This is a genomic window from Leminorella grimontii ATCC 33999 = DSM 5078, assembly GCF_000439085.1.
Lineage (GTDB): Bacteria > Pseudomonadota > Gammaproteobacteria > Enterobacterales > Enterobacteriaceae > Leminorella > Leminorella grimontii.
The window spans coordinates 93,959-120,043 of record NZ_AUUA01000003.1; the positions used below are offsets into that span (position 1 = coordinate 93,959).

Annotated in this window: 26 protein-coding genes; 11 read left to right on the forward strand and 15 right to left on the reverse strand. The window is 54.8% G+C overall.

Annotated features, from left to right (window positions below; all coding sequences use genetic code 11):
* Positions 1–16 precede the first annotated feature (16 nt).
* The 3 genes from napA to napF are packed head-to-tail and all read right to left on the reverse strand — an operon-like array spanning position 17 to position 3,271.
* Positions 17–2,500 (reverse strand): nitrate reductase catalytic subunit NapA, encoded by a 2,484-nt coding sequence (napA, locus tag G544_RS0107315; RefSeq protein ID WP_027273987.1) that lies wholly within the window; start codon positions 2,498–2,500, stop codon positions 17–19.
* Entirely contained in the window at positions 2,497–2,778 is a 282-nt protein-coding gene (gene napD, locus G544_RS0107320; RefSeq protein WP_027273988.1) for a chaperone NapD, read from the reverse strand. Before napD ends, napA begins: the two co-directional genes overlap by 4 nt.
* A complete protein-coding gene (napF, locus tag G544_RS21645) occupies positions 2,762–3,271 on the reverse strand; it encodes a ferredoxin-type protein NapF (RefSeq protein ID WP_071783321.1) in 510 nt (169 codons plus the stop codon). The genes napD and napF overlap by 17 nt, the downstream gene beginning before the upstream one ends.
* Before the next feature lie 372 nt (positions 3,272–3,643).
* Between napF and narQ the strand changes: the two genes are divergently transcribed.
* The 6 genes from narQ to G544_RS0107355 all read left to right on the forward strand — a co-directional run bounded on the left by narQ (position 3,644) and on the right by G544_RS0107355 (position 8,615).
* Entirely contained in the window at positions 3,644–5,338 is a 1,695-nt protein-coding gene (gene narQ, locus G544_RS0107330; protein WP_027273990.1) for a nitrate/nitrite two-component system sensor histidine kinase NarQ, read from the forward strand.
* A 42-nt stretch (positions 5,339–5,380) separates the two neighbouring features.
* The gene (narL, locus tag G544_RS0107335; RefSeq protein WP_027273991.1) at positions 5,381–6,010 is read left to right on the forward strand and encodes a two-component system response regulator NarL; all 630 of its coding nucleotides are present in this window, start codon (positions 5,381–5,383) and stop codon (positions 6,008–6,010) included.
* A gap of 242 nt (positions 6,011–6,252) precedes the next feature.
* On the forward strand, positions 6,253–6,597 hold the full coding sequence (locus tag G544_RS0107340) for an ArsC family reductase (RefSeq protein ID WP_036023579.1): 345 nt from the start codon (positions 6,253–6,255) through the stop codon (positions 6,595–6,597).
* Positions 6,598–6,601: 4 nt separating this feature from the next.
* Complete coding sequence (dapE, locus tag G544_RS0107345) at positions 6,602–7,738, forward strand: succinyl-diaminopimelate desuccinylase (RefSeq protein WP_027273993.1); 1,137 nt, start codon at positions 6,602–6,604, stop codon at positions 7,736–7,738.
* The gene (locus G544_RS0107350) at positions 7,735–8,424 is read left to right on the forward strand and encodes a M15 family metallopeptidase (RefSeq protein WP_027273994.1); all 690 of its coding nucleotides are present in this window, start codon (positions 7,735–7,737) and stop codon (positions 8,422–8,424) included. The genes dapE and G544_RS0107350 overlap by 4 nt, the downstream gene beginning before the upstream one ends.
* Positions 8,412–8,615, forward strand: coding sequence for a YpfN family protein (locus G544_RS0107355; protein ID WP_027273995.1), 204 nt, complete (start codon positions 8,412–8,414; stop codon positions 8,613–8,615). Before G544_RS0107350 ends, G544_RS0107355 begins: the two co-directional genes overlap by 13 nt.
* A 9-nt stretch (positions 8,616–8,624) precedes the next feature.
* On the opposite strand, the gene G544_RS0107360 is transcribed toward G544_RS0107355, so the two are convergent.
* The 8 genes from G544_RS0107360 to dapA all read right to left on the reverse strand — a co-directional run bounded on the left by G544_RS0107360 (position 8,625) and on the right by dapA (position 16,064).
* Positions 8,625–8,909 (reverse strand): type II toxin-antitoxin system RelE/ParE family toxin, encoded by a 285-nt coding sequence (locus tag G544_RS0107360; protein WP_027273996.1) that lies wholly within the window; start codon positions 8,907–8,909, stop codon positions 8,625–8,627.
* A complete protein-coding gene (locus G544_RS0107365; protein ID WP_051155620.1) occupies positions 8,906–9,379 on the reverse strand; it encodes a hypothetical protein in 474 nt (157 codons plus the stop codon). The genes G544_RS0107360 and G544_RS0107365 overlap by 4 nt, the downstream gene beginning before the upstream one ends.
* Positions 9,380–9,576: 197 nt before the next feature.
* On the reverse strand, positions 9,577–11,622 hold the full coding sequence (locus tag G544_RS0107370; protein WP_245614560.1) for a tRNA(Met) cytidine acetyltransferase TmcA: 2,046 nt from the start codon (positions 11,620–11,622) through the stop codon (positions 9,577–9,579).
* Positions 11,623–11,724: 102 nt separating this feature from the next.
* Positions 11,725–12,177 (reverse strand): DUF441 domain-containing protein, encoded by a 453-nt coding sequence (locus G544_RS0107375; RefSeq protein WP_027273999.1) that lies wholly within the window; start codon positions 12,175–12,177, stop codon positions 11,725–11,727.
* A 95-nt stretch (positions 12,178–12,272) separates the two neighbouring features.
* Entirely contained in the window at positions 12,273–13,148 is an 876-nt protein-coding gene (gene ypfJ, locus G544_RS0107380; protein WP_027274000.1) for a KPN_02809 family neutral zinc metallopeptidase, read from the reverse strand.
* 205 nt (positions 13,149–13,353) lie between these two features.
* The gene (gene purC / locus G544_RS0107385) at positions 13,354–14,067 is read right to left on the reverse strand and encodes a phosphoribosylaminoimidazolesuccinocarboxamide synthase (protein ID WP_027274001.1); all 714 of its coding nucleotides are present in this window, start codon (positions 14,065–14,067) and stop codon (positions 13,354–13,356) included.
* 64 nt (positions 14,068–14,131) lie between these two features.
* Positions 14,132–15,169, reverse strand: a complete 1,038-nt coding sequence (gene bamC / locus G544_RS0107390) for an outer membrane protein assembly factor BamC (RefSeq protein WP_027274002.1) — start codon at positions 15,167–15,169, stop codon at positions 14,132–14,134.
* Between the two features lie 16 nt (positions 15,170–15,185).
* Entirely contained in the window at positions 15,186–16,064 is an 879-nt protein-coding gene (gene dapA, locus G544_RS0107395; protein ID WP_027274003.1) for a 4-hydroxy-tetrahydrodipicolinate synthase, read from the reverse strand.
* Between the two features lie 143 nt (positions 16,065–16,207).
* Between dapA and G544_RS0107400 the strand changes: the two genes are divergently transcribed.
* On the forward strand, positions 16,208–16,780 hold the full coding sequence (locus G544_RS0107400; RefSeq protein ID WP_027274004.1) for a glycine cleavage system transcriptional repressor: 573 nt from the start codon (positions 16,208–16,210) through the stop codon (positions 16,778–16,780).
* Positions 16,780–17,250, forward strand: coding sequence for a thioredoxin-dependent thiol peroxidase (gene bcp, locus G544_RS0107405; protein ID WP_027274005.1), 471 nt, complete (start codon positions 16,780–16,782; stop codon positions 17,248–17,250). Before G544_RS0107400 ends, bcp begins: the two co-directional genes overlap by 1 nt.
* Before the next feature lie 85 nt (positions 17,251–17,335).
* On the opposite strand, the gene G544_RS0107410 is transcribed toward bcp, so the two are convergent.
* On the reverse strand, positions 17,336–18,403 hold the full coding sequence (locus G544_RS0107410) for an AI-2E family transporter (protein ID WP_027274006.1): 1,068 nt from the start codon (positions 18,401–18,403) through the stop codon (positions 17,336–17,338).
* A 326-nt stretch (positions 18,404–18,729) separates the two neighbouring features.
* Between G544_RS0107410 and bepA the strand changes: the two genes are divergently transcribed.
* The 3 genes from bepA to G544_RS0107425 are packed head-to-tail and all read left to right on the forward strand — an operon-like array spanning position 18,730 to position 21,001.
* Positions 18,730–20,196: a beta-barrel assembly-enhancing protease gene (bepA, locus tag G544_RS0107415; RefSeq protein ID WP_027274007.1), complete on the forward strand. Its 1,467-nt coding sequence runs from the start codon at positions 18,730–18,732 to the stop codon at positions 20,194–20,196.
* A 15-nt stretch (positions 20,197–20,211) separates the two neighbouring features.
* Complete coding sequence (arsC, locus tag G544_RS0107420) at positions 20,212–20,562, forward strand: arsenate reductase (glutaredoxin) (RefSeq protein ID WP_027274008.1); 351 nt, start codon at positions 20,212–20,214, stop codon at positions 20,560–20,562.
* A 28-nt stretch (positions 20,563–20,590) separates the two neighbouring features.
* Complete coding sequence (locus tag G544_RS0107425) at positions 20,591–21,001, forward strand: hypothetical protein (protein WP_051155621.1); 411 nt, start codon at positions 20,591–20,593, stop codon at positions 20,999–21,001.
* A gap of 71 nt (positions 21,002–21,072) precedes the next feature.
* Here the strand turns inward: G544_RS0107425 and G544_RS0107430 are convergent, their stop codons facing one another.
* From G544_RS0107430 to hda, 3 genes are all read right to left on the reverse strand, one after another.
* A complete protein-coding gene (locus G544_RS0107430; protein WP_027274010.1) occupies positions 21,073–23,292 on the reverse strand; it encodes an autotransporter outer membrane beta-barrel domain-containing protein in 2,220 nt (739 codons plus the stop codon).
* A gap of 452 nt (positions 23,293–23,744) precedes the next feature.
* Complete coding sequence (locus G544_RS20145) at positions 23,745–25,076, reverse strand: DKNYY family protein (RefSeq protein WP_134388992.1); 1,332 nt, start codon at positions 25,074–25,076, stop codon at positions 23,745–23,747.
* Positions 25,077–25,323: 247 nt separating this feature from the next.
* Positions 25,324–26,013, reverse strand: coding sequence for a DnaA inactivator Hda (hda, locus tag G544_RS0107440; protein ID WP_036023581.1), 690 nt, complete (start codon positions 26,011–26,013; stop codon positions 25,324–25,326).
* Positions 26,014–26,085: the final 72 nt, after the last annotated feature.

The window sequence follows — 26,085 nt, forward strand, 5'->3', positions numbered from 1 at the left end:
TGCGCTCTCTTCCGTCTTAAGCTTTAACAACCCTGACTGCACACTTCTTGTAGTCAGTCTCTTTTGACAGAGGATCCGTCGCGTCCAGCGTCAGCACGTTAACCAACTGCGCCGCGTCAAAGAACGCCATGTAAACCAATCCCTCAGGCACGCGGTTACGGCCGCGCGTCTCGACGATGGTAACAACCTCACCGCGGCGAGACTGCACCTTCACCTTGTCGCCGCGGCGCATGCCGCGCTTCTGGGCGTCTTTCGGGTGGATAAACAGCACGGATTCAGGGAATGAACGGTGGAGTTCAGGAACGCGGCGCGTCATAGAGCCGGTATGCCAGTGTTCCAGTACGCGACCGGTGGACAGCCACAGGTCGAACTCTTCGTCCGGGCTCTCGGCAGGCGGCTCATAAGGCAGCGCAAAGATAACCGCCTTACCGTCCGGCTTGCCGTAGAAGCGAACGCCTTCGCCCTTCTTGACGTACGGGTCGTAACCTTCGCGATAGCGCCACAGCGTTTCTTTGCCGTCAACGACCGGCCAGCGTAAACCGCGCGCCTTGTGGTAGTCGTCAAACGCAGCAAGGTCGTGCGCGTGGCCGCGGCCAAAGCCGGCGTACTCTTCGAACAGGCCCTTTTGCAGATAGTAGCCAAAGTCGTGAGATTCATCGTTCAGCTGATCTTTCGCCAGTTCGTCAAGGCTAAACTTGTTAACCTGACCGTTGGCGAACAGGATTTCATACAGCGTCTTGCCGCGATATTCAGGGTTCTTCTCCAGCAGCTCCGCCGGCCACACTTCGTCGGTCTTGAAGTACTTAGAGAATTCAACGATTTGCCACAGGTCAGACTTCGCTTCGCCCGGAGCCTTAATCTGCTGACGCCAGAACTGGCTGCGACGCTCGGCGTTGCCGTAGGCGCCCTCTTTTTCCACCCACATGGCGGTCGGCAGAATCAGGTCGGCAGACAGGGCGCTGATGGTCGGATACGGATCGGAAACCACCACGAAGTTGCGCGGATCGCGCCAGCCCGGCATGCGGTCTTCGTTGATGTTCGGACCGGCCTGCATGTTGTTGGTACACAGGGTCCAGTAGGCGTTCAGCTTGCCGTCTTTCAGCGCGCGGTCTTGCGCCACAGCGTGCAGGCCAAGCGTACCCAGGATGGTGCCTTCCGGCAGCTTCCACTTCTCTTCGGCAATCTTACGGTGCGCTTCGTTGGTCACAACCATGTCGGCCGGCAGGCGGTGAGCAAAGGTGCCCACTTCGCGAGCGGTACCACAGGCGGACGGCTGGCCGGTCAGGGAGAACGGGCCGCAGCCAGGAATGGAAATCTTGCCGGTCAGCAGGTGGATGTTGTAGCACAGGTTATTAGCCCAAACGCCGCGCGTGTGCTGGTTAAAGCCCATGGTCCAGTAGGAGACCACTTTCACGTTCGGATCGGCATACAGCTTGGCCAGCGCCAGCAGAGAGTCCTTCGGTACGCCGGTCATTTCGGCCGTTTTGTCCAACGTATACTCGGCGACGAACGCCTTGTATTCGTCGAACGTCATCGGCGTGGAAGCGTCGCTGTTCGGATTCTTGGCCGCTTTTTCCAGCGGATGGGTCGGACGCAGGCCGTAGCCGATGTCCGTCGCGCCGCGGCGAATGTTGACGTGCTTATCCAGGAAGTCCTGATTAACCGCGCCGTTTTCGATAATGTAGTTAGCAATATAGTTAAGGATAACCAGGTCGGTCTGAGGCTTGAAGATAATCGGGTTATCGGCAAGCTCGAAGCTGCGGTTTTCGAACGTGGACATCACGGCGACTTTCACGTTCGGATTCGACAGGCGGCGATCGGTGATGCGAGACCACAGGATCGGGTGCATCTCCGCCATGTTGGAGCCCCACAGAACGAAAGCGTCCGCGTGCTCGATGTCGTCGTAACAGCCCATCGGCTCGTCCATGCCGAAGGTGCGCATGAAGCCAACCACGGCGCTGGCCATACAGTGGCGCGCGTTCGGGTCGATGTTGTTGGAACGGAAGCCCGCTTTAAACAGCTTGGCGGCCGCGTAGCCTTCCCAGATGGTGAACTGCCCGGAAGCAAACATGCCGCCGCCGTTAGGCCCCTGGTCTTTAAAGGCTTTCTTATACTTTTCGCTCATTACGGTGAAAGCTTTATCCCAGCTGACCGGGGTAAACTCGCCGTTTTTGTCGTACTCGCCGTTTTTCATACGCAGCAGCGGCTGAGTCAAACGGTCCTTTCCGTACATGATCTTGGGCAGGAAGTAGCCTTTGATACAGTTAAGGCCACGGTTAACCGGCGCATCAGGGTCGCCCTGAGAGGCGACCACCCGGCCGTTTTGCGTACCGACCAGAACGCTGCATCCGGTACCGCAGAAACGGCACGGCGCTTTATCCCATTTAATTGACGAATCTTCCCCGGCCGCAGCCGCGACGGTTGGAATCGTCATTCCTGCGGCTACCGCGGCGGCGGCGGCTGCATTAGCTTTCATGAAGTCTCGACGACTGAGTTTCATGGCGTATCCTCACCTTGCTCATCTTGCTGGTGGTAAACCAGCGACACAGCCAGCACGCCCGCTATATCTCGCGCTGACTCAATTTGGGCATATAACGCGTCGGCGTCTTCTGCCTGCATAACTACGATCAGTTTCCCTTCTTCGTTATTGACCCCGGGGATCTCTGTCCCCGGTAGTGCACACAACGTCTTACTTACTGTTTCAATTGCTTCAGGTCTAACTTGAAAAATTAAACTGCAAACGTGCCAACTGCCGTGCTCACTATGCGGTTCCGTCATTTTCTTTATCACTCTCACGGGTTGTTATTGCCCCTACCGGGCAGCTTTTCACACACCCTCCGCATCCAGTGCAGGCGTCTATATCCAGCTGCGGCTGGGCGATGCCGCCCAGGCGAAGGCGAAACTGAATAGCGTAAGGCTCACAAACGTCCTGACAGCTTCGACAGGTAATGCCCTTCATCGTCAGGCATGATTCGTCAATGACGGCAACGCGCCGCCACGGTCGACTTTCGGCCCTTTTAAAGATCGGTTCGGGACAGGCTTCCGCGCAGCGTCGGCAAAACGTACACTCCGCTCGCTGAAAGTCGAGTTCGGGATAATCGAATCGACCGGCGATAGTAATGACGCCCGTTTCGCAGGCGCTTACGCAGGCCTGGCAGCGGGTACAGCCGTCGACAAACAGAGAATTTTCCACCGACCAGGGCGGCCTGATTGCGGTGGAGCTATTGCGCCACTGGCCCCGCAGCAGGTTTCGTCTGGATAACGTCGACATGCTCACCTCAAACCATCAGGAGAAATTTCTTATCTTTTATTAGCGCTTTTGCCCAATAGAAATAGGCGAGGTTAAAGTAAACTTTAGGGAGGTATGTGATAATCACTCTTAAGGGGTAAATAGCCGTTTCGATTGAGCTAGATCAAGCGTTCGCGGATCTTTTAATCAGTTTTTTGACACAGTCGCGATTTCGCTTCAGCATTTTTTTATCAAACGCGGCAAAATAAACGTCGCTGCCAACAGCTTTTGTTAATTGTTTGTTAATTAAATAAAAGTAAGGAGAAGACGTTGGTTCTCCCGTGGCCTAAAGTACATAGATAAACATTGCTAATCGTCGAAAGACGATTAAGTTATACCGCAGCCAGAGGAACTATGGCCGTCTCAGTAAAACGCTCCGTCACCAGCACCATCGCCCGCATGCTCATCGCCATTGTGGTGCTTTCCATTTTATCCACGGGGCTAGCTCTGGTGACGCTGGTCGCCAGCCGCACCGACGCTGAGGCGATTAACATTTCCGGCTCGCTGCGGATGCAGAGCTATCGTCTGGCCTATGACTTAACCACCCAGTCGCCCTACCTGCATTCACACATCCGCCAGTACGACGTATCCATCAACGCGCCGGCGCTAAAGGAAGTGAACCAGTTCTATTTTCCAGAGCATATCCAAAACAAGTATCAAAACCTTCTTAACCGATGGAAAGGGCTGGAAAGCGATCTTTATCGCGGCAGCGGCGACGTTTACATCAGCCAGCTTGCCGAGTACGTCAGCGAAATCAACGAGTTTGTATTTGCCATTCAGCGCTTCTCTGAGCTCAAGCTTCAGGTCACCGGCGCAATCAGCATTGTTAGCTTTTTGGCAACCATAGGGCTGGTATTCTTCGTCATCCACTTCAGCCGTCGTAAGATCGTGGCTCCGCTTAACCGCATGGTGGTGGCCAGCCACCATATTCAAAGCGGCCGTTTCGATCACCTGCCGCTCGACGTAGGCCAACCCGATGAGCTGGGCGTTCTGGCCGAGGCGTTTACGTCAATGTCCTCCGATCTGGCAAAGCTCTATCAGTCTCTGGCGCAAAAGGTTGAAGAGAAAACGATAAAGCTCACTCAGGCCAACCGCTCTCTCGGCGTGCTATACGACTGCCTGCAGGCGCTCAGCGTGAGCCAAGTCGATCGCCAGTGCTTTGAGCAGGTGCTGAAGATCGTACGCAACAGCGAAAATCTGGTGACGATCCGTCTGGAAGTGCAAGACAGCGGCGAGGGGCGCTGGGTGCTGATTGAAGGCGCCGAGAATCCGGACGTTCGCTGGCAGCAGCTTACGCTGCATCAACACGAACAAACGCTGGGCAAGCTCAGCTGGCAGTGCTCGGAAACGGCCGTTCACCCTCAGCTTATCGAAAACGTCGCCAACGTTATCAGTCGAGGCATCTATTTTAACCGCGCACAAAAACGCTATTTGCAGGTTATCCTGATGGAAGAGCGCGCCACCATCGCGCGCGAACTGCACGACTCTCTGGCCCAGTCGCTCTCTTTCCTACGCATCCAGCTAACCTTGCTTAAACGGGAAGTTCCTACCGATAACGAAAAGGCGATGGCGGTTATCAAGGACTTCGATCAGGCGTTGGCCAGCGCCTATCGCCAACTGCGCGAACTGCTGGCAACCTTCAGATTGACGATTCAAGAAGCCGATCTGCACGAAGCGCTTAATCAGCTAATCACGCCGCTGCAGTCGCAAACCGCTGTTCCCATTCACATTTACTGCGCACTGTCGTCTCAGGCGCTGAACGCCCAGCAGCAGGTTCACGCGCTGCAAATTGTCAGGGAAGCGGTGCTTAATGCTATAAAACACGCCAACGCCAGCGAAATTCGAGTAAACTGTGAGCCAACGCCGGACGGCCAAAATATGATTACTATCGTCGATGACGGCAAAGGAATAAAAAGCCTTAGCGAACCGGAAGGCCACTACGGGCTGAATATTATGAACGAACGGGCCTCGCGCCTGGGCGGAACGCTAGATATTCGTCGGCGAGAAGAAGGGGGAACCTGCGTGTGTCTGCGTTTTCCACAACAATAATTAGCTTGATACGTTAAGCATAAACGATAGGGAGTAACGACCGTGCAAGAACAGTACAGTATTTTAATTGTGGACGATCATCCGCTTATGCGTCGCGGCGTCCGCCAACTGCTGGAACTTGAACCCTCTCTGAACATCGTCGCCGAAGCCAGCAACGGAAACGAAGCGATTACCTATGCAAGCCAGTTCCAGCCAGACCTCATCCTTCTCGATCTCAATATGAAGGGGCTGTCCGGGCTGGACACGCTGAAAGCGCTGCGCAACGAGGGTATCGATTCACGCATCATCGTGCTGACGGTTTCAGACAACCGCAACGACATCTACGCCCTGATCGACGCAGGCGCCGACGGCTATCTGCTCAAAGACAGCGAGCCCGAACTGCTTTTAGAAAAAATCAAGCAGGCCTCTTTAGGAGAGAACGTCTACAGCGACGTAATTCTGGACTATCTCGCTTCGCGCAATGACCAGACCGATCCGTTCGAATCGCTGACGGAAAGGGAGCTTGACGTGCTGCAGGAGGTCGCCCGCGGGATGTCCAACAAGCAAATCGCCACCCATCTGCACATTTCTGAAGAAACGGTAAAGGTGCACATCCGCAACATGCTGCGCAAGCTTAACGTCCGCTCCCGCGTTGCGGCGACCGTGATGTATTTGGAAAGAAAAAGCCAGTAAGTAGCGCTTCTCGCATCAGGCCCGCCGCCTCAGGCGGGCGCTCTTATTTCTCCCGCCGCCCCTCTCTATTGCCAAAGCGCGCAAACGACAATAAAACAATCTCAAAGCGCGGTAATTTCTCATACATTGTCGTCAATAAATGATAAATTTATTAATTCCGCCTATCGCCTTTCCGTTTAATCAACTTAAAGAAAAAGAAACGGACTTTATTAAAGGGAGAACTCCGTTTGACGACCTACTGCATGTACGGCATCAAGAACTGTGACACGATTAAGAAAGCGCGCCGCTGGCTTGAAGAGCGCGGCGTAGAATATAGCTTCCACGACTACCGCGCCGACGGGCTGGATGACGCGCTGCTACAGCGCTTTATTGACGCGTTAGGCTGGGAAGCCATGCTCAATACGCGGGGAACCACTTGGCGCAAGCTTAGCGATGAACAGAAGGCCGCGGCCTCAAACGAGTCCGGAGCCAAGGCGCTCATGCTTGAGCAGCCCGCCATCATCAAACGCCCCCTGCTGGTTAAGGGCGGCGCCATGCTGCTCGGTTTTTCCGACGCGGGCTATCAACAGTTTACTTCGGGAGAGTAGCGCTATGGCATGTCCGGTCATTACCCTAGCAGAGCAGCTAATATCTCGCCCGTCCCTTAGCCCTAACGACGAAGGCTGCCAGCAAATCATGATTAAGCGTCTGGAAGCTATCGGCTTTCACGTTGAAGAGATGAACTTCGGCGATACGCAAAACTTTTGGGCCTGGCGTAAAGGCAACAGCGAAGGGCCAACGCTGGCGTTCGCCGGCCATACCGACGTCGTTCCGGCCGGCGACGAAAGCCAGTGGCGACAGCCCCCCTTCTCGCCGACGATTGAAAACGGTTTTCTGTACGGACGGGGCGCGGCCGACATGAAAGGATCGCTGGCCGCAATGGTGGTTGCCGCCGAACGCTTCGTTTCAGCAAATCCCAACCATTCCGGCAGGCTCGCGTTTCTCATCACCTCCGACGAAGAGGCCAGCGCGGTTAACGGCACGGTGAAGGTGGTTGAAGCCCTGGCGGCGCGTAAAGAGCGCATCGAATACTGTCTGGTCGGCGAGCCGTCCAGCACTGAGCGCGTTGGCGACGTGGTTAAAAACGGGCGGCGCGGATCGATTACTGCCAACCTGACCGTATTCGGCACTCAGGGGCACGTCGCATACCCTCATTTGGCCGACAACCCGGTTCACCGCGCTTCAGCGTTTATTCAGGAGCTGGTTAACGTACAATGGGATCGCGGCAATGAGTTCTTCCCTGCGACCAGCATGCAGATAGCCAATATCAAAGCGGGCACCGGCAGCAATAACGTGATCCCCGGCGAGCTGTTCGTTCAATTCAACTTCCGCTACAGCACCGAGCTGACCCATGAGCAAATTATGGCTAAAGTTCAGGCCATGCTTGACCGTCATCAGCTGCGCTATCGCATCGACTGGAACCTCTCCGGCAAGCCGTTCCTAACGCCGAAAGGCAGGCTGGTCGACGCCGTCTCTACCGCGGTAGAGCATTACGCAGGCATTCGCCCTGAGCTTTTAACTAACGGCGGCACGTCGGACGGGCGTTTTATCGCCCAGCTGGGAACTCAGGTAGTTGAACTCGGCCCGGTCAACGCCACTATCCATAAGGTGAACGAATGCGTGAACGCCGCCGACCTTCAGCTGCTTAGCCGCATGTACCAAAAAATTATGGAGCAGCTGCTGGCATGATCGCGCCCACAGAACTCACTGGTCAAAGCGACGGACACCTAACGGCGCTCTCAGGCAACCACCGCCTCCAGCCGGAGGCCGCCTCCGCATTTTTATCCATGCAGGCGGCGGCGAAAGAGGCTGGTTTTGACCTGCAGCCGGCCAGCACCTTTCGCGACTTCGCCCGCCAGCAAAAAATCTGGAACGACAAGTTTAACGGCCTACGTCCGGTGCTGGACGCAGACAGTCGCCCCATGGACATCTCAACGCTCAGCGTAGAGCAGCGCTGCCGTGCGATACTGCGCTGGTCGGCGCTGCCGGGCGCAAGCCGTCACCACTGGGGAACCGATCTCGACGTTTACGATCCCGACCTGTTGTCCGAAGGGAAAAAGCTGCATCTGGAGCCTTGGGAATACGAACGCGGCGGCTACTTCTACGCCCTGACCCGCTGGCTCGACGTCAATATGGCGCGGTACGGCTTTTACCGCCCCTTCGTTAACGACGCAGGCGGCGTAGCCGTTGAGCCCTGGCACCTGAGCTATTTTCCGCTGTCAGAGAAGCTATCGACACAGTTAACGCCTAAGCTTTTACTATCGGCTTGGGAAGGTCAGGAGATCGCGGGCTACGATTGGCTATCGACCCATCTTGACGAGGTGTTTCAACGCTACATAACCGTTTGTAAGGGAGCGCCGTCATGCATTGGCTAGCGGACTACTGGTGGGTCATTTTACTGGTTCTGGTCGGGATGCTTATCAACAGCATCAAAGCGCTTTCCAGAATCAACTATGACGGCTCTTTGAAAAAGAAATCCAACCTTCCGCCTCATCGCGACAACAACGCGCAGTGGGATAAAGAGGAAGACGACGAGTGGAATAAAGATAAAAAGGACCAGAAGTAGCGAACGGCCTTATCGTGGCCATTGCCGCGCGGTATGAAGCACGCGTAAGACATGCAACTCGACGTCACTGGCCTCATAAATCAACAGATAGCTCGTCGTTACCACGGCTTCACGCGTTCCTTCTACCCGCCCAGGCCGATGCATATCAGGCGCTTCAGCCGCCCTTAGCGCGACGGCGACAAAAAGCGCATCCATTTCATCAGCCTTTTTAATCCCTGCACGGTCGCTTAAATAATCCCAAATGGCGAAGCGATCGTCGTCAGCTTCCGCTCTGAATTTAACGATCCTTGTCATTTCATGCTGTTAATTTTGGCGGCCTTACGCGCCGCCAGGCTGGCGTTTGACTGCTCCAGCGTCAGCGCCGGGCGGGCGCTATTTTGCGCAGCGGCGACCTGTTCTCTAAACCACCGGTCGTAGGCCGCGGCCTCATGAACCCTTTTCATTGCCGCCGACCTGTCGGGCCGCGTCGACTTACTAATACTGCTATCCATCACGCTAATATTCATGGTGCTAATCCCCATATCAAAAAGAAACGCCACGACAGTATCCAGATTGCGGAAGACTCTCGCCTCCCCCTGTTTACTGCGCTGAGAAACCAAAAACAGCTCGCTGCCGTCGCCGACTTTAATGGCCACGTTCCAACGGCCCGAAACGCCAACGATCCTGACCGCCGTCACGGCGCCGGACGCAAGCAGGTTCGTCAACGCCTTCTGGTCTATCACCTTCTGGTCTATGACCTTTTGCCCTATGGTCGCAGATTGCATTGGTCCATCCTCATTTATTTATAAACTGATAGTCAGTTTACTATACAAAAAGAGAAGAAGCGCCGCATTTACACGAAAAACCGCAGACCATCGCCACAGCGAGGACATCATGCACGATACCCTAAAGGTTTACTCGGAAAGGTTGGAAGGAATGTAAAAGATTGCGGCACGTCCCGCATATTGCGATGAAACCAGGACTAGTGTTCCAATGTCGTAAGGCCCGTTGCCCATGACTGCCAGTAATTGCAGCGCTCGCCGTCTATCGCGGCCAGCGCGCTAGCGACCTCATCTCGCCAACCCTGAATCAGCGATTTACGCCCGCTAAGCGCAAAACGCTCGATAATCTGCCGTTCGTCCAGCCTGTCGTCCAGCAGTTGACGCAGGCTCGGACAGGCCGCTTCGCGGTGGCGCAGCAGCCGATACAGCGCCACCTGCGCACCCAGCACGGAGCGATGGGCAAAGGCAAATCCCGCAAGCTCTCTCCAGTCCTCTTCGTCCAACGGCGATGGCGCAACGGCGCCGATATGCCGCAGCCCGGAACACTGGGTTAACTGATTGAGCAAAAACTGGCGCTTGGCCCGCCGGGCCAGCGCGTTGGCTTCCTGAGTGAAGGGAACGATCGCCATGGCGGCACAGCAGCCGCTGCTCGCTTCCGGGTGGCTGCCCATATGGACAAGCTCAAAGCCGCAGGCCTGCCAAAAGGCCCACAGCGGTTCGATGTAGCCGAAGCTGACGGAAAGATAGTCCAGGCCGCGGGCACGGGCGCATTTAATCTGCGCTTCAATTAGCGCCTTCGCCACGCCCCTGCGCCTTCTTGACGGCAGCACCGCAATGCGGGAAACGCGTGCGGAACGAAGCCTCGCAGCCTGGTATTCAGAGCCATGCGCCGCTAAAGACTGCGCCACCAGGTTTCCCCTAGGCCGTCGCCGGCCTGCCCAGACGTCTCTGGCGAGTTCAGGCGAAAGCCCGCCTTCGTCAACTAACCACAGCGCAGCAATAACCGCGCCGCGCTCGTCTTTCGCAACAGAGAAAGCCATATCCGGCGCGTCAAGCAGGCGGCGGAGATCCAACGGGCTGGTGCGATAGTGCGCACTGGTCAGCAGGCCATAATACTGCTCAAGCAGCCCTTCATTTTCAACCAGCTGGCTTCGGCTCACGTCTTCTACCCGATAGCTTCCGCCGGACGAATCGCTAAGCGTATTTTCCACGTCCATCAGCAAAAGCCGCCGCGTGAAACGCTCTAGAGGATCGCCCTGCGCCCAGCGAATAGGGTGCTCCAGATGCAGCAAATGCAGGTCGCTTAAGCCGGCGCAAAACTTCAATAAAAACCCGCGTCCGCTGCCCTCGTAGCCCTGTACCGTCGTGGTGAACAGCACGCGGGGGAACAGCGACGCCAGCCGATAAAGCAATGGTGCAGGAATAGCCGCGGCCTCATCGACGATAAGCCAGTCAACGTCGTCGGGCGGCGTTTGCCCACAGAGCGCCAACAGCGCGTCCGGAGAGAAAAACCGTACGCGCGCTTTGCCCCAGGCAAGCAGCGTTTCCACCGAGGCCTTCGCAGGCGCGGTCAACCAGCATTCCCCCTTCCCTTGCCAGCGTTCGGCCAGCATGCCCGCGACGGCGGACTTCCCGCGTCCCCGGTCGGCAAGCAGAACGTAGTTTCCCTTTTCAGCGCAAAGCAGCTGGGAGAGCAAATTTTGCTGGGCGGGCGTCGGCTGCCCGTTGGGAGCCTGCCAAGGCGCATCTCCCGTCAGCAACGCCGGATTAAACGGATCCGGCTGTCGCCACAGCATAACGTCAGCATCCTCATTGACGCATCGGCGAAAGCGCTCAACAAAGTTGGGCGTCGCGATGGGTCCGGGGCCGTCGCTCCAGCGAAGGCTGTCCTCATCGGGAAGCGAAGCCCACGGCTCCCATTCTGGAGTCAGTACCACCAGCAGGCTGCCTGCCGCCAGCAGGCCGGAAACCGCGGCGAACGCTTCGGCGTGGAAGCCCCGCGTCGCATCAATGATCGCATGGCGAAGCTCTGTCCCCAGAAGTCGATTGACGCTTGACGGCTTCTGGTACTTTACCCCCTTCCCTTTGGGCTCTGCTTCAGACACCCACAGCCAGTCGCCGCCGTGCCGTTCGATCAGTTCGTCGACGCGCAGGCGCAGCCACGCCGCATCGCCGCTCAAAACGAGCAGGCGTCGCATACCGCAGGCTTGCATCTGATTCAGATGAAAAGAAAGGTCGACGTACATTGGATAGAGGCCACGCAATAACAATAGGTTAGGGGCGATTATAAGGGCTGTTGGCGAGAAGTCATATCATTTATATTGCCGTCGGCATCCAGCGCCTATTCGTTAGCCTTTACCTACAATCAGCGATACCACGCCTGCCGCGATGAGCGGCCCAACCGGGATGCCGCGAAAGAAGGCTACGCCAATAATCGTACCGACCAAAAGCCCGGCGACGACGCTCGGCTGGTTGGTCATCAGCGTCACGCCGCGCCCACCGAGCCAGGCAACGACAATGCCGATAACAATCGCCACCAGCGACTTCCAGTTAACAAAAACCTGCATCAGCATAGACGGCGACATCTTGCCGTTTGCCAGCGGCGTCATTACCGCAATGGTCAAAATGGTGATTCCAATAGTCAATCCGTACTTTTGCACCCAGGGGAAAGCGGCCGAAAGCGGGGTCAGACGCAGGATCAGCAGTACAAGAATAGCGATAGTAACGGTGTTGTTATGGCTTAATATTCCCAGACCTGCCAGCACCAGCAGGACTATCAGCGTGGGATCGATATGGGGCATTTGCGCGTTACTCGTAGTCAAAAGGCCTTAACTCGTTGACGGGCGTCGGATGCCAAATGGCATCGACGCCCTATCATAGCGCAAATAGTGAGAAATTATAGTTTGGCGGCGTTGAAAGTATCGCACTGGCGATAGTCGCCGCTGTCAAAACCACGCTTGAACCAGGTATAGCGCTGCTGTGATGTGCCGTGCGTAAAGCTGTCGGGGATAACCCTGCCGGAACTCTGCTTCTGCAGGCGATCGTCACCGATGGCCTGCGCAGCGTTCAACGCCTCTTCCAAATCACCGACCTCTAAAATTTGCTGGTTCTTCAGGGTATTCCCCCAAACGCCTGCGTAGCAGTCGGCCTGAAGTTCAAGGCGTACGGACAGCTGGTTAACCTCCGCCTGACTTTTAGACGACTGCTGCAGGGCCCGTACTTTGTCTGCCGTTCCCATCAGGTTTTGTACGTGATGCCCCACTTCATGCGCCACCACGTAGGCCTGAGCAAAATCGCCTCCGGCACGCATTTTCTTTTCCATATCCTGATAGAAAGAGAGGTCGATATAGACGGTCTTATCCGCCGGGCAATAGAACGGCCCCATCACCGCCTGCCCCGTACCGCATCCGGTCCGGGTCGCGCCGCGATACAGCACCAGCTTAGGATCCTGATACTGTGCGCCCTGCTGTTTAAAAATGGCTCGCCAAGAGTCTTCCGTTGACGCCAACACGGTAGAGGTAAACTTGGCCTGTTCGTTGTCTTTTTCCGATACGGGCTGAACCTGCTCCGTCGTCGGCGCCTCTCCCCCCGTCAGCAGAGGCGTTAGGTCGACGCCGTAATAGCCGGCGACCAGCACGACCACCAGCAAAATTAGCCCGCCCTTTCCGCTCGGCAGGCGAATGTTTCCACCACCCATGCCCCGTGAAAATCCTCCGGACTGCTGCCGACGATCCTCGACGTTTTCACTTTCTCTACGACCTTGCCACCGCATAGCTTTACTCTCATTAACACTGGCTTGGAGCGCCTTTTAAGCACGCCCTGCGCTTATAAATAGTGTTAATAGTATAAACGACAAAGGCAAAAATGCGTGTGACAAAATGGAGACGGACCTTGGGGCAACGCCAAAATCCAAGCGTTAAAAAGCCGGCAAACGCCGGCTTTGACGGGGGTTAATGAATACGTAATCGTTTGCGCATTTAGTCCAAAGAAATACCGAGACGGCGTGCAACCTCTTCATAGGCTTCAATCAGCCCGCCCATGCGTTGGCGAAAACGGTCTTTGTCCATTTTATCCATCGTGGCTTTATCCCACAGGCGGCTGCCGTCCGGCGAGAATTCATCTCCCAGTACCACTTCGCCATTGAACAGGCCAAACTCAAGCTTAAAATCGACCAAAATCAGGCCAGCGTCGTCAAACAGCTTGCTCAGCACCTGGTTAGCCTTATAGGTCAACTCCTTCATGCGCGCCAGATTAGCTTCATTCACCCAGCCAAAGGTAGCGCAGTAGGACTCGTTGATCATCGGGTCGTGCATGGCGTCATTCTTTAAAAACAGATCGAATAGAGGCGGATTAAGCATCAGGCCTTCTTCAACGCCTAAGCGGCGAACCAGAGAACCGGCGGCGCGGTTGCGGATAACGCACTCGACGGGCACCATCGACAGCTTTTTCACCAGCACTTCCGTATCCGACAGCATACGCACCATCTGAGTGGGAATGCCGGCTTCTTCCAGCTTGCTCATGATGAAGAAGTTGAACTTGTTGTTGATCATGCCCTTGCGATCGAACTGCTCGATACGCTCGCCGTCCATTGCGGAAGTATCGTTACGAAACTCCAGCACTAATAGGGAGGGATCCTCAGTGGTATAAACGGTTTTTGCCTTACCTCGATAAAGCTCGGCGACCTTTTGCATCTTCAGTGTTCTCCGTTTGATTTTAGGAATGGAAATAAAAAAGGGGCGTGCGCCCCTTTTTTGTTTATTTAGTGACCGCTACGCTCTGGTTTAGCGCGGCCTGTAGTATCGTCACCAGCGCCGCGTTGTCGGCTTCTTTCAGCACGCGGCCTTTATCGGTGCTGAACTGAAGGCTGGTGCGGTTATCCAAATCGCCTACCTGAATTTTGTAATCACCGTTACTCAGGTCAGGATTCGAAACGCTCAGCGCGGCCCAGTTGCTGTTGGAAGACTTGAAGGTCACCGCAATCGTGCCCTGTGGCCTGTTACTGTCGGTAATCGTCATGCCCATTTTTTCCAACGCGGCGGGCAGGCGTTCCCAAACGACAGAATACGGCGCGCGAACAATCGCGACCGGCAGCCCGGTATCGTCAGCCGCGGCCTGAACGACCATCGAACCAACGCCCGCGGCGTTCTGCGCGTTGCTTGCGTTCTGACGCTTCTCCAGCCCTTCGCTAATCGTATTCAGCATGCTAATGCTATAGCGCTGCATGTTAGCCGCGTCGGAGACGGTTTTACCGTCAGCCTTGAGTTCTAGCACTTTGACAGAAAGCTGGTGCTGATAAGCCTGCTGCTGAACGCCGATCTGGTAGCGAGCCTGATAGGCAACCTTTTCATCTCCGCGCGGCCACTCGACCCAGTCGGTGGTCAACGTTTGGCTGGCCTCCTGGTGGCCAGTAATACGGTAGCCCTTGCTTTCCAGCACGGAAATAACCTGATTCCACAGCCCTTGGTTCTTCGCGTTGTCTTCCAGCAGCAGCGTTGCGGTGTTGCCGCTGAACTGAACGCGTGAGCCGGCCATCAAGGCCAGCGGCTGTGACGGTGGGCGAATGTCTAACGCGTAGCCTACGCTACCCGCGTCAGATACGCGGTTGTTAATGCCGTATTGCCCGTTCTGCATCGGCAGAACCATTCCCGCCGGCGCACGCAGCTCTCGCAGTTCAGGCGCCTTCAAGTAGTCTTCGTTGCCGTTTACCTGATGTTTGTATGACTGATCGTTAGAGCATGCAGCCAATAACATAACGAGAGAAACGCCAGCGGCTTTCTGTAATGAGTGAACCATTAAATCTTCCTAAAATTTAGAGCAAACCGGCAGACGTCAAAGCCTGCTCGACGACCGGACGCGCCTGCTGAGCCAGCGGCGTCATGGGTAGACGCAGCGTATTTTCAGCAATCAGGCCCAAGCGATAACAGGCCCATTTGACCGGGATCGGGTTAGCTTCAACAAATAGCTTCACGTGTAAAGGCATCAGCCGCTGATTAAGACCGCGCGCTTCGGCAAAGTTCCCTTCTGCCGCCAATTTGCACAGCAGCGCCATTTCGCGCGCCGCCACGTTGGCCGTTACAGAGATAACGCCGTGGCCGCCCAGGTGCATAAAGTCCAGGGAGGTTGCGTCATCGCCGCTAAGCAGTTTAAAGTCGTTGCCCACTAGCGCCTGAGTCTGTGAAACGCGGCTCAAATTGCCGGTTGCGTCCTTCAGCGCCACAATGTTGGGGATTTCCGCCAGGCGAGCAACGGTTTCAGGCAGCATGTCGCAGCCCGTACGTCCCGGCACATTATAGAGGATTTGCGGCAAATCGGTATGTTCGGCAATCGCTTTAAAGTGCTGGAACAGGCCTTCCTGAGTCGGCTTGTTGTAGTAAGGCGTCACGGACAGGCATCCCACGACGCCGGTGCCGTTGAAATGTTCCGTCAGCAGAATGGCTTCGGCGGTCGCATTAGCGCCAGTACCGGCAATTACCGGGATACGCCCGTCCGCCAATTCCAGCGTCATTTTGACGACGTCGACGTGCTCGCTGTGATTCAACGTGGCGGACTCTCCGGTCGTGCCTACGGAGACGATGGCGGCAGTACCGCTAGCCACATGATAATCAACCAATTTTTTCAAACTGGCACGGTCAACAGATCCTGTTGAATCCATCGGTGTTACCAGCGCAACCATACTCCCCGTAAACATAAGCGATTCCCCTTTATAAACATAACAAACATGGTACTTTTGACTCATAGCGAAAAGCAAGTCACAACATCACTCTAACGGCTTGTCTGGGTGATTTTTTTATGTTTACCATAGTACCACCCATTTTAGGTTGGAATTTTAACGTGCCACAACAATCTGAACACTATCTCGTCATTACCGCATTGGGCACGGACCGCCCCGGTATTGTGAACACCATTACACGGCACGTCAGCAGCTGTGGATGTAATATTGAGGATAGTCGTCTGGCACTGCTGGGAGAAGAGTTTACCTTTATCATGCTGCTGTCGGGCAGTTGGAACGCGATTAGCCTATTGGAGTCAACGCTTGTACAAAAAGGCGTCGAGCTCGATCTGCTGATTGTGATGAAACGCACAACCCAGCATCTTCGCCCTCCCATGCCGATGACAATGTGGGTAAAAGTAGAGGTAAAGGATTCTCCCCATATTATTGAACGGTTTACCAACCTGTTCGATTCGGCGCAGACCAACATTGCGGAGTTGATATCCAAGACCAGTATTTGTAAAGAAACCAATACCCCGATGCTGGGTATTGAAATGACGCTACATAGCGCCTTAACCGGCAACCATGACGATCTTGAGCAACGCTTTTATCGCCTATGTGCAGAACTTAACGCACAGGGCAGTATTAACATAGTCATCAACCCACAGCATGAACAAAAGGATGGAAACTCGTGATAAATCCATTAAAAGCCGGTGATATCGCCCCTGAATTTACACTCCCGGATCAAGATGGTGAAGATATCAGTCTCAGTGATTTTCAAGGGCAAAGAGTACTTATCTACTTTTATCCCAAGGCGATGACGCCCGGCTGCACCGTGCAGGCGTGCGGACTGAGGGATAACATGGATGAGTTTAAAAAACTGGGCATTGACGTACTTGGCATCAGTACCGACAAGCCTGAAAAACTGTCCCGCTTCGTTGAGCGCGACCTGCTGAATTTTACGCTGCTGTCAGACGAAGAGCATAAGGTCTGCGAACTGTTCGGCATTTGGGGTGAAAAGAGCTTCATGGGCAAAACCTATGACGGTATTCACCGCATCAGCTTTCTGGTCGGCGTCGACGGCAAGATTGAGAAAGTGTTTGACGATTTTAAAACCAACAACCACCATGACGTCGTTCTGAACTATCTGAACGGCAAGGGTTAACTGACTCAAGAGCGGCCGTTTCATCAGGGGAAACGGCCGCTAACCTTCCGGGCGTTGCGCTCAACCCCGCCTTTTTCTCATTACGTTAATTCAGATTCTCGGCTATCAGGTCGTCCGGCCAGACGTGCATGACCGCCTTCACCAGCGTAGCCAGGGGGATAGCAAAGAAAACGCCCCAAAAGCCCCACATGCCGCCAAAAATAATCACCGAAAGAATAATCACCAGCGGATGCAGGTTAACCGCCTCAGAGAACAGGAGCGGCACCAGCAGGTTGCTGTCTAAGCCCTGCACCACCAAATAGGCGATAAACATCGTCCAGAAATCGGGGCCAACGCCCCATTGAAACAGCGCGACAAACAGCACAGGGATCGTCGCCAGCACCGCGCCGATATAGGGCACCAGCACCGCCACGCCGACCAGCACCGCCAACAGCAGCGAATAGCGCATCCCCATCGCCCAAAACACCAGATAGGTCGCCACGGTCACGATAACGATTTCCACCACCTTGCCGCGAATGTAGTTGGTTATCTGCTGGTTCATCTCCAGCCAGACCTTGCCGGCTAACCCACGGTTTCTGGGCAGAATGCGGCGCACGGCATAAATCATCTGCTTCTTATCCTTGATAAGAAAGAAAACCATCAGCGGAACCAGAATCAGATAAATGGCCAGCGTCAGTACCCCCATCAGGGAGGCCACCGAGTACTTCACCACCGAATCCGCTACGCCGCTGAGCTTTGAGCGCAGGTTTTCGGCTATCAGGTCGATAATGCCGGCGTCAACCAAAGCGGGATAGCGCGCAGGCAGGGTGGCGGCGAAGTCGTGCAAGCGATTAAGCATCTTAGGCAGGTCCGTCAGCAGGTTAACCCCCTGCTGCCAGGCGGCAGGTACGATAAACACCACGGTTGCAAACATGACTCCGCCAAACAGCACTATTACGCCGCCTGCGGCCAGCCCTCGAGAAACGCCCATGTTTTGCAGCTTGGTAGTCGGCCACTCAAGCAGATAGGCAATCACTATCGCTATCAACAGAGGCGCTAAAATATCGCTGAAAAAATAGATAATGCCGAACCCGACCACCAGAATAATCAGCAGCGCCACCGCCTGCGGGTCGGAGAAGCGCCGGCGATACCAGCGCAGCAACATGTCCAGCATAAACAACCTCCGTTAGAACCAAACGCCGACGGGGCCGCCGCAGGTTTGGCCGAAATAACCGCCCCCTCTTTCGGCTTAACAAGAGATGCGGAAACGTAAATCCAGTGGGACAAAACGCCGCTGTCGTTGTCTATCTGTTAACGAACGGCGGTTTTATAAAACAGTAGGCTATAATAGCAATAAATTTCAGCCGCACCGACAAGAATTAAAGCCTAAAAACAACGGGATTTTGACGGTGTCTTCAGGCGCCCGCCGGTGGTAAAGTGACGCTTGGCTGCATTGCACAATGTTGAACGGTACGAACAACTTCAGGAATGAATAGCGCTATGTCCATCAGCTTTCGTAAACCCCTACTCGTTACCCTACTGGGCAGCGCCCTGCTGTGCGGCCCGCTTACCTCCGGCATGGCGGATTCGCCGAACGACCTTCCCGATATCGGCACTACCGCAGGCGGGACGCTCAGCATCAACCAAGAGCTGCAGATGGGCGACTTTTATCTTCGCCAGCTGCGGGCAGGCGCGCCGCTGATTTACGACCCGCTGTTGACCACTTACGTCAACGGTTTGGGCCAGCGCCTGGTATCCAAAGCCGATTCGGTGCGTACGCCGTTTCACTTCTATTTAATTCAAAATGACGAAATCAACGCATTCGCCTTTTTTGGCGGCAACGTTGTGCTTCACTCTTCGCTATTTAAAGAAACCGACAACGAAAGCCAGCTGGCTTCGGTCATGGCGCACGAAATTTCCCACGTGACTCAGCGCCACCTGGCCCGCGCAATGGAAGAACAGCAGCGAAACGCCCCGCTGACCTGGGTCGGCGCGCTGGGCTCCATCCTGTTGACGATGGCCAATCCACAGGCGGGCATGGCGGCGCTCAGCACCACCATCGCCGGCACGCAGCAGGGCATGATCAGCTTTACGCAGTCCAACGAACAGGAAGCGGACCGTATCGGCATTCGTGTGCTGCAAAGGGCCGGATTCGATCCGATGGGCATGCCGGACTTTATGCAAAAGCTGGCGGACAAATATCGCTACGCCAGCAAGCCGCCGGAAATGCTGCTGACTCACCCGATGCCGGACTCTCGTATGTCTGACACCCGAAGCCGCGCAGCCCAGATGGGGCGCAGGATCGTCGCATCGTCTCAGGACTACCTGTTCGCTAAAGTGCGCGTTATGGGCATGTATGGCAGCATGGGCGGCCTGAACCAGTACGTTCTGGACGACTATAAAAAAGGCAACTCGCGCGAGCAACTTGCCGGCCGCTACGGGCAGGCCATCATGGACTACAAGTCACAGCAGTACGACGCGGCGCGGACAACCATTCAGTCCCTGCTTAGCGCCCAGCCCAATAATCCCTGGTTCCTGGATCTGGCGACCGATATCGACCTCGATCAAAACCGGGCGCCGGCCGCCGTCAGCAGGCTGGAGCAGGCAATCAAGGGTCAGCCCAATAACCCGGTACTACAGATTAACCTGGGCAACGCCTACATTGAGGCAGGGCAGTCGGCTAAAGCGTCAACCCTGCTCTATCGCTATACCTATGCCCACCCAGACGATCCAAACGGCTGGGAGCTTTTAGCCAAGGCCTGCGCAGGCCAAGGGCTGCGCGATGAAGAGTTGGCGGCTCGCGCCGAAAGCATGGCGCTGGTAGGCCGCTTAGACCAGGCGATTGAGATGCTCAGCACCGCCAGCGCCAGCGTATCAACCGGCAGCCTGAAGCAGGCGCGCTACGACGCCCGCATTGACCAACTGCGCCAGCTACAGCAGCGCTTTAAACAGTATTCAAAGCAGTAAGAACAGGAGAATTCGATGTCTAACAAAGTGACCATTTACCATAACCCACGCTGTGGGACCAGCCGCACAACGCTGGCGCTGCTGGAGGAAAAAGGCATTACGCCTGAAATCAACCTGTATATGGACACCCCGCCGGACGCCAAAACGCTTAAAGGGCTTTTAACCAAGCTCGGCTTTAGCTCCGCTCGCCAGCTGATCCGGACCAAAGAGGATCTGTATAAAGAGATGAATCTGGCAGACGCCTCCGAACAGGTGCTTATCGACGCGATGGTCCAAAACCCCAAACTGATTGAACGCCCGATCGTTATCGTTGGCGATAAGGCGCGCTTAGGACGCCCGCCCGAGAAGGTTTTAGAGATTCTTTAGGCTTTCTTCTAGCCATCAGGGACGAATCATGAAAAAAACGTTTTTCGCCGCGCTGTCGTTTTTCATCGCCGTCGGCGCGCAGGCCGCGCCGACGCTGGATAAAACGCGGCTGTTTACCGAACTGGCCGACGAATGCCGCAGCGTGCAGCTACAGGGATGGCAGCATCCGGCGTTGGCGGTTTTTGAGCACTACGCCATCACCGTCACGTCAGCACAGCTGTGCAATACCGGAGAGTATCCCATCTTTTACGTCAGCCTGAAGTACGATCCGCAGGGACAGACGCAGGACTTTTATCAGCCGTTTTATCAGGCGATGAAAGAGGCGCTGAATGGCAAGCCCTTCGCGATGGTTTCTGACCTGGATGAGATGGCGATTAGCGTATCTTACGATGCGCAGGGGAACGTAAATACGGAGTTTGAGCGGTATCAGGCTCAGTAAACCTGACAACGCAGCGGCTATCGCTAAACCACAGACCACGACTAGCCGCTACCTTCTTGTGTCATCACGACTCAAAATGAATAAGAAAAGCCAATATTGACCGCCCAAGGCGCTTCAACGTTTTTCCCATCTGCATAGGCGCCGCTGGCATGCGCCGACAGCGACCTGGACAGTCTGGCGCCGACACCCGCCTGATAAATGCCTCGTACGCCGCTCAAATCGTTAGTAAACCCGTCGTCGTTGACCCGAACGTCGTTATTGTCCACCAGCTCGGACGCCGCGGCGGCGCTGACGTACGGCTTCAGTTGAACGCTCCCGACGGAAAACCGATAGCCTGCACGAGCGCCCGCCTCGGAGAGCAGCGAACGCTGTGTCGAGACGTCAGCCTTCATACCGTTGGACAGCCGATAGGATTTGCCGTCGGCGATAAACCCTGTCAAAGCGGTATAGGGCGCGATAAACGCATCACCGAAGTAGAAATATTTACCGGCCTCCAGATTCATCCCATAGCCGTTGGTGTCGTAATCGCCGTAAGCCCTTTCCCCGGAACTCATGCGCGGCGATACGTCGTGCTTAAAGCGGTTAAACTGGGCGATCCCGTTGAGATAAAAACCGCTGTGGTGCAGATAGCTGGCATAGGCGCCCGCGCCATAGGTATCAACGTCGCCGTCGCCGTCGCGATTGAAGTCCACGTCAGAATGGGCGTAGTTAAAAAATAGCCCGCCGGTCAACGTCGCGTTCTGCACGGCGAACGGGTGGTCGGCGCCGATCGTCAACGACGCGGTGTCCATCGTATAGTCGGCGCCCGCCCGATCGCTGACATTCCGCCTGTCCGCCAAAGACGCGCCCCACATGCCGTTTTCTCGATTGGCGGAATGAACGCCGTTTAGCCTGTTGCGCACGGTATCCATTTCAGACTGGAAAATAAGCGGATCGACGGTCGCCATCGACAACACCGCCGACGTACTAGGCGTAATGATGGTCGGAGCGGGCGCCGGCGTTGGCTCAGGCGGGGCCGGAGGAACCGGCTCATCCGTCGCCGGCGTCAAAAACCAGTTGCCGCCGTTGTCCGTGGTCATCTGATACTGATAGGTACCCAAATCAACCCTGCCGCCGTCATTCCCCAACGAAAACTGCGCGTCGCCGCCGCCGGTTTGAATCAGCGTCAGGCTGTAGGCGCTGGACGGGCTCACGCCGGTGTCAGCGACATAAACGGAAAAGTCGCCGTTGGCCTGACCTGCAACCGTCAGAGAATCGGTGAGCCTGTCGGCAATGGCGGTATTCATATAAAACGATCCGGAGCCGGACAGAGAAGCCAGCGTTAACGACGAATAGCCGTCCGTCGGCGCGGCATATACTACGCTGCCACCGCTCATGGTCAACGCGTTAAAGGCATAGCTGCCGCCCGAATCACCCAAAATAAGCGAACCGGACAGGTCAACGCTGGCGTCAGACGTATTGGCGCCACCGTAAACCGTAACCGCGCCGCTGTCGGTCACGCTCAGCCTTCCCTGAAGAGTAGCCTGTTCCATTATCTTCATGGTGCCGCCGACGGTTGAGTCGGTCAAAACGCCGGAGACGATATAGGCGTGGCCGCCGCTGTTAACGATCAGGTTATTGGAATAGGCGCCGGGCTCATAGTCATCCCCCAACAAATAAACGCCACCGTTAACGGTCGTGTTATTGTCCGTGCCGCCGTAGGCAACGGCCAGCATACCGCCGTTTAACGTTGTATTATTTGCGCTAGCCCCGTTGGATTCAACGTACATTATTCCGCCGTTTACCGTTGAGTCATTCGCCGTTGGCGTTGACCCATAGCTCTCTTCGGCCCTTACGGCGAATCCCCCCGCGTTCAATATGGTGCGATTAATGACGCCCGCAAACGCACGAAAATAGCCGCCATTCACCACCGTATCGTTAGCGACGGCGGTGGTCGCCGTGACAAGAATCTCCATATTTGCGTTATATCCAAGTCCGCTAATAACGGTATGATTGCTAGTAGCGCCGTCATACAGCCGAATTGAGCAATAATCACAGTCAACTATCGTGTTGTTAACAATACCGCCATTCTCAACCACCTGATACCCTCCGCTGAGGGCCATCGATGTATCGTCCTTGACCAACCGAATGTTGTTGGTCGTTCCATAAACAAATTGCACGCCTTTGACTATTTCATCGTTGACCACCGTTCCCACCTCGACGGTTTCATCCTCTATATATGACCAGGCACAGTTGGGAATAGCCAAGGATAGCGCGGTAGAGATGACGGAAAGCTTTTTAGGGAAATTCATAGCGTTATATTTCCATATCCAGGTAACTTATATTTCAAATTTCCAAAAAGCTAGCAATTGGCAACAGGAAAGCTAACCCACTAAAAAGTCAATTATTCCAAATCTGGAATAATTCTTTTCAGAGGCTAATTTATTTATCGCTTTTTAGTCCGCACGCTTAATAAAGGCCGTTATTTACTGCCGTATTGATAAAAAATAGTCGCGCGACTCACTCAATAGAAATTCATACGAAAAGACGCTGAGAGCATACGCCTTGATGGAAGGATTTTTTGATTAAACGTGTGATGAAAAACTTAAAAAACCAATTAAATCAACGCCATTTAAAAAATGAAAGAGCACTTTAATAAAAATTTGATGTTCGTCGTGAATAGAATCGCCTCCAGATCTGATTAAGCGCCTTCGCCCATAGGAGAGAGCCAAACAAAAACAGCACAATAGCTAATAGTCCTGACTTAGCTGCAGTAGTTTTCCCTCCCCATCCTGTCCAATAGGTCCTCTGCGGACATCAGCACGCCGTGATTGTCATAAATACCCTCAACCGTCACCAGGTAGGCATGCTTTTTAGTACGACAGTAGGGATAGTAAAAATCCATATCGAGCAGCCGCGCGGCCGCGGGATCTGCACTTTCATACCGATAGAGCCGAAACCCGTTAAATATATAGACGTAACGATCGTCGCGAGCATACCATCGACCCGCGTAGCCATCTTCATACTCAAGCTTCTTGCCGTCGTCTTTATTTAAAAGCACCAGCGGCCCGGAAGTCTCAAACATGTCAAATCCCGTTTCAACATCGTTTCGACGCCACTCGATGAGCAAATAGCCGTGCTTTTTCCCAGCATTAAATCGCTTATCGATAATCAGATTGGGATCGTCCAGTTTAATAACGTCAAGCCGCGCTTCGCCTGAGTCAGTTTTATTTATCACGTACAGGCGATCCTTATACTGCGCGACAACATTACTAACCGGGTGGAACCACTCAGGATCAAGGCCAGGGATTTCTTCCGTCTGGCATACTTCCGGCTCAGTTGAGGTGGATTTGCGCCACGTCACCCTGTCTTCCAGCATGTTGAAAGGTTGCCAGCAGCTTTCTTTGACAAGCGCTTCTTCCTCCGATTTGCCAAAGGTATAGCGTCCGACGCCGTTTTTATCTTTGTAAACAAGCAATGCATTGGGGATCCAGCGTACAATCTGGAAGGTTTCGGGATCGGCGTCTATGGGCGTGCTGTTGACGATAACCCATTTATCGGTACGAACAATGGCGTCAAAACGTCGAGAATCGGAAAATCCACAGGGGTAACGGCGAGCCGGATCAAATTTACCGCGTTGATCCCACTCTTTCTTTCCAACGACGGCGAAGCCTGCTGCGCTTCCTAACCAGCGCCCGCTAAGATAGAGGTTATTTCTGTCTCTTAGCAATTCCGTATTGAACTGTTGAAAAGGCCGATATTCCTCTTCACTACCGCCAGCCCGCTCCAGAGACGCCATATCCACGCGTTTTTCGCCCACGTTGTCATCGGTACGCACGCCGTCAAAATAGAGGCTGTCTTTATCGGCGGCAAAACGCCCAAAAGCGCGAAAGCTAGTCGCATCAACCTTCGGCTTGCCCTTAGGATTACGCAATACTTTTCCGGCCCACACGACATAGCGACCATCGGTATGATAAGAGTAAAGTTCGACGTCGCCGAGCGCTGTCCCGACAGCGATATCAGTCGTTAGATCTGATAGAGGTGATTCTTCTTTTGCCGACAGATCGGCAATCCTACGCAGTTGGCCATATTTCACGTCGGGTAAACGAGAAATAAGCGCTTTTTGATCCCGAAAAACTTCGACGTATATCGTTCCACTACCACGTTTTTGATAATGATACTCAGGGTCCGGTCCCAGCGAACAGGCCGTCGACGGTGCGGAAAACAGCGACAATATGAATATATAGAATGTACAGAGCCTGAACATGGCATTATCTTCCCTATGCAATTACTTTGCGCTCTTTATCCCTGCGCCTTTACTCAATCGCGTTAAAAAATGCGCCCTACAGCGCCAGCGCCTCTTTCACAAACGGAATAGTCAGCTTGCGCTGCGCGCTAATGGAGGCGCTGTCGAGCCTGTCCAGCGTATTAAACAGCGTCCGCGTATCTCGATCCAAGCGTTTGAGCAGAAAGCGGCCGACGTCTTCCGGCAGCTCGAAGCCGCGCAGCCGGGCGCGCAGAATAAGCGCCTGCAGCTTATCTTCGTCCGACAGCGGGTGAAGGCGGTAGATTTGCCCCCAGTCGAGGCGGGAGGCGAGGTCCGGCAGCGTTAAGTTGAGCTGGCGCGGCGGGCGATCGCCGCTTATCAGCAGCCGGGTGGCGCCCGTTTCCAGAATGCGGTTATAGAGATTAAAGATCGCCATTTCCCAGGCCTCGTCTCCGGCGATGCAGTCGATGTTGTCGATGCACACCAAAGAGAGCTGTTCCATGCCTTCAAGCACTTCCGGCACGAAGTAGGCGCGCTTGTCCAACGGCACGTAGCCGACGGCCAGCCCCTTCAAGGAAAGCTCACTGCAGGCGGCGTTGAGCAGATGCGTCCGCCCTCCCCCTTCTGAGCACCAAAAATAGATATAGGTGCTGTGCTCCTGCTCTAGCGCCGCGTGGACAGCCGACAGCAGAGCGCCGTTTTCCCCAGGATAAAAGCTGGCGAAAACCTCATCGTCAGAGAGATAGAGCGGAAAAGAAAGCTGCATAGACGAGTTCAGAAAGGCCTCAGTAAAAACGGATCGACGATCTTTTCATTTTATCACAGCAGGATCCGGAAA

Excerpts from the sequence above, each read along its gene's own strand:
- napA (WP_027273987.1), bottom strand. The coding sequence starts at position 2,500 with ATGAAACTCAGTCGTCGAGACTTCATGAAAGCTAATGCAGCCGCCGCC.
- napD (WP_027273988.1), bottom strand. The coding sequence starts at position 2,778 with ATGACGGAACCGCATAGTGAGCACGGCAGTTGGCACGTTTGCAGTTTA.
- napF (WP_071783321.1), bottom strand. The coding sequence starts at position 3,271 with ATGTCGACGTTATCCAGACGAAACCTGCTGCGGGGCCAGTGGCGCAAT.
- narQ (WP_027273990.1), top strand. The coding sequence starts at position 3,644 with ATGGCCGTCTCAGTAAAACGCTCCGTCACCAGCACCATCGCCCGCATG.
- G544_RS0107340 (WP_036023579.1), top strand. The coding sequence starts at position 6,253 with ATGTACGGCATCAAGAACTGTGACACGATTAAGAAAGCGCGCCGCTGG.
- dapE (WP_027273993.1), top strand. The coding sequence starts at position 6,602 with ATGGCATGTCCGGTCATTACCCTAGCAGAGCAGCTAATATCTCGCCCG.
- G544_RS0107350 (WP_027273994.1), top strand. The coding sequence starts at position 7,735 with ATGATCGCGCCCACAGAACTCACTGGTCAAAGCGACGGACACCTAACG.
- G544_RS0107355 (WP_027273995.1), top strand. The coding sequence starts at position 8,412 with ATGCATTGGCTAGCGGACTACTGGTGGGTCATTTTACTGGTTCTGGTC.
- G544_RS0107360 (WP_027273996.1), bottom strand. The coding sequence starts at position 8,909 with ATGACAAGGATCGTTAAATTCAGAGCGGAAGCTGACGACGATCGCTTC.
- G544_RS0107365 (WP_051155620.1), bottom strand. The coding sequence starts at position 9,379 with ATGCAATCTGCGACCATAGGGCAAAAGGTCATAGACCAGAAGGTGATA.
- G544_RS0107370 (WP_245614560.1), bottom strand. The coding sequence starts at position 11,622 with ATGTACGTCGACCTTTCTTTTCATCTGAATCAGATGCAAGCCTGCGGT.
- G544_RS0107375 (WP_027273999.1), bottom strand. The coding sequence starts at position 12,177 with ATGCCCCATATCGATCCCACGCTGATAGTCCTGCTGGTGCTGGCAGGT.
- ypfJ (WP_027274000.1), bottom strand. The coding sequence starts at position 13,148 with ATGCGGTGGCAAGGTCGTAGAGAAAGTGAAAACGTCGAGGATCGTCGG.
- purC (WP_027274001.1), bottom strand. The coding sequence starts at position 14,067 with ATGCAAAAGGTCGCCGAGCTTTATCGAGGTAAGGCAAAAACCGTTTAT.
- bamC (WP_027274002.1), bottom strand. The coding sequence starts at position 15,169 with ATGGTTCACTCATTACAGAAAGCCGCTGGCGTTTCTCTCGTTATGTTA.
- dapA (WP_027274003.1), bottom strand. The coding sequence starts at position 16,064 with ATGTTTACGGGGAGTATGGTTGCGCTGGTAACACCGATGGATTCAACA.
- G544_RS0107410 (WP_027274006.1), bottom strand. The coding sequence starts at position 18,403 with ATGCTGGACATGTTGCTGCGCTGGTATCGCCGGCGCTTCTCCGACCCG.
- bepA (WP_027274007.1), top strand. The coding sequence starts at position 18,730 with ATGTCCATCAGCTTTCGTAAACCCCTACTCGTTACCCTACTGGGCAGC.
- arsC (WP_027274008.1), top strand. The coding sequence starts at position 20,212 with ATGTCTAACAAAGTGACCATTTACCATAACCCACGCTGTGGGACCAGC.
- G544_RS0107425 (WP_051155621.1), top strand. The coding sequence starts at position 20,591 with ATGAAAAAAACGTTTTTCGCCGCGCTGTCGTTTTTCATCGCCGTCGGC.
- G544_RS0107430 (WP_027274010.1), bottom strand. The coding sequence starts at position 23,292 with ATGAATTTCCCTAAAAAGCTTTCCGTCATCTCTACCGCGCTATCCTTG.
- hda (WP_036023581.1), bottom strand. The coding sequence starts at position 26,013 with ATGCAGCTTTCTTTTCCGCTCTATCTCTCTGACGATGAGGTTTTCGCC.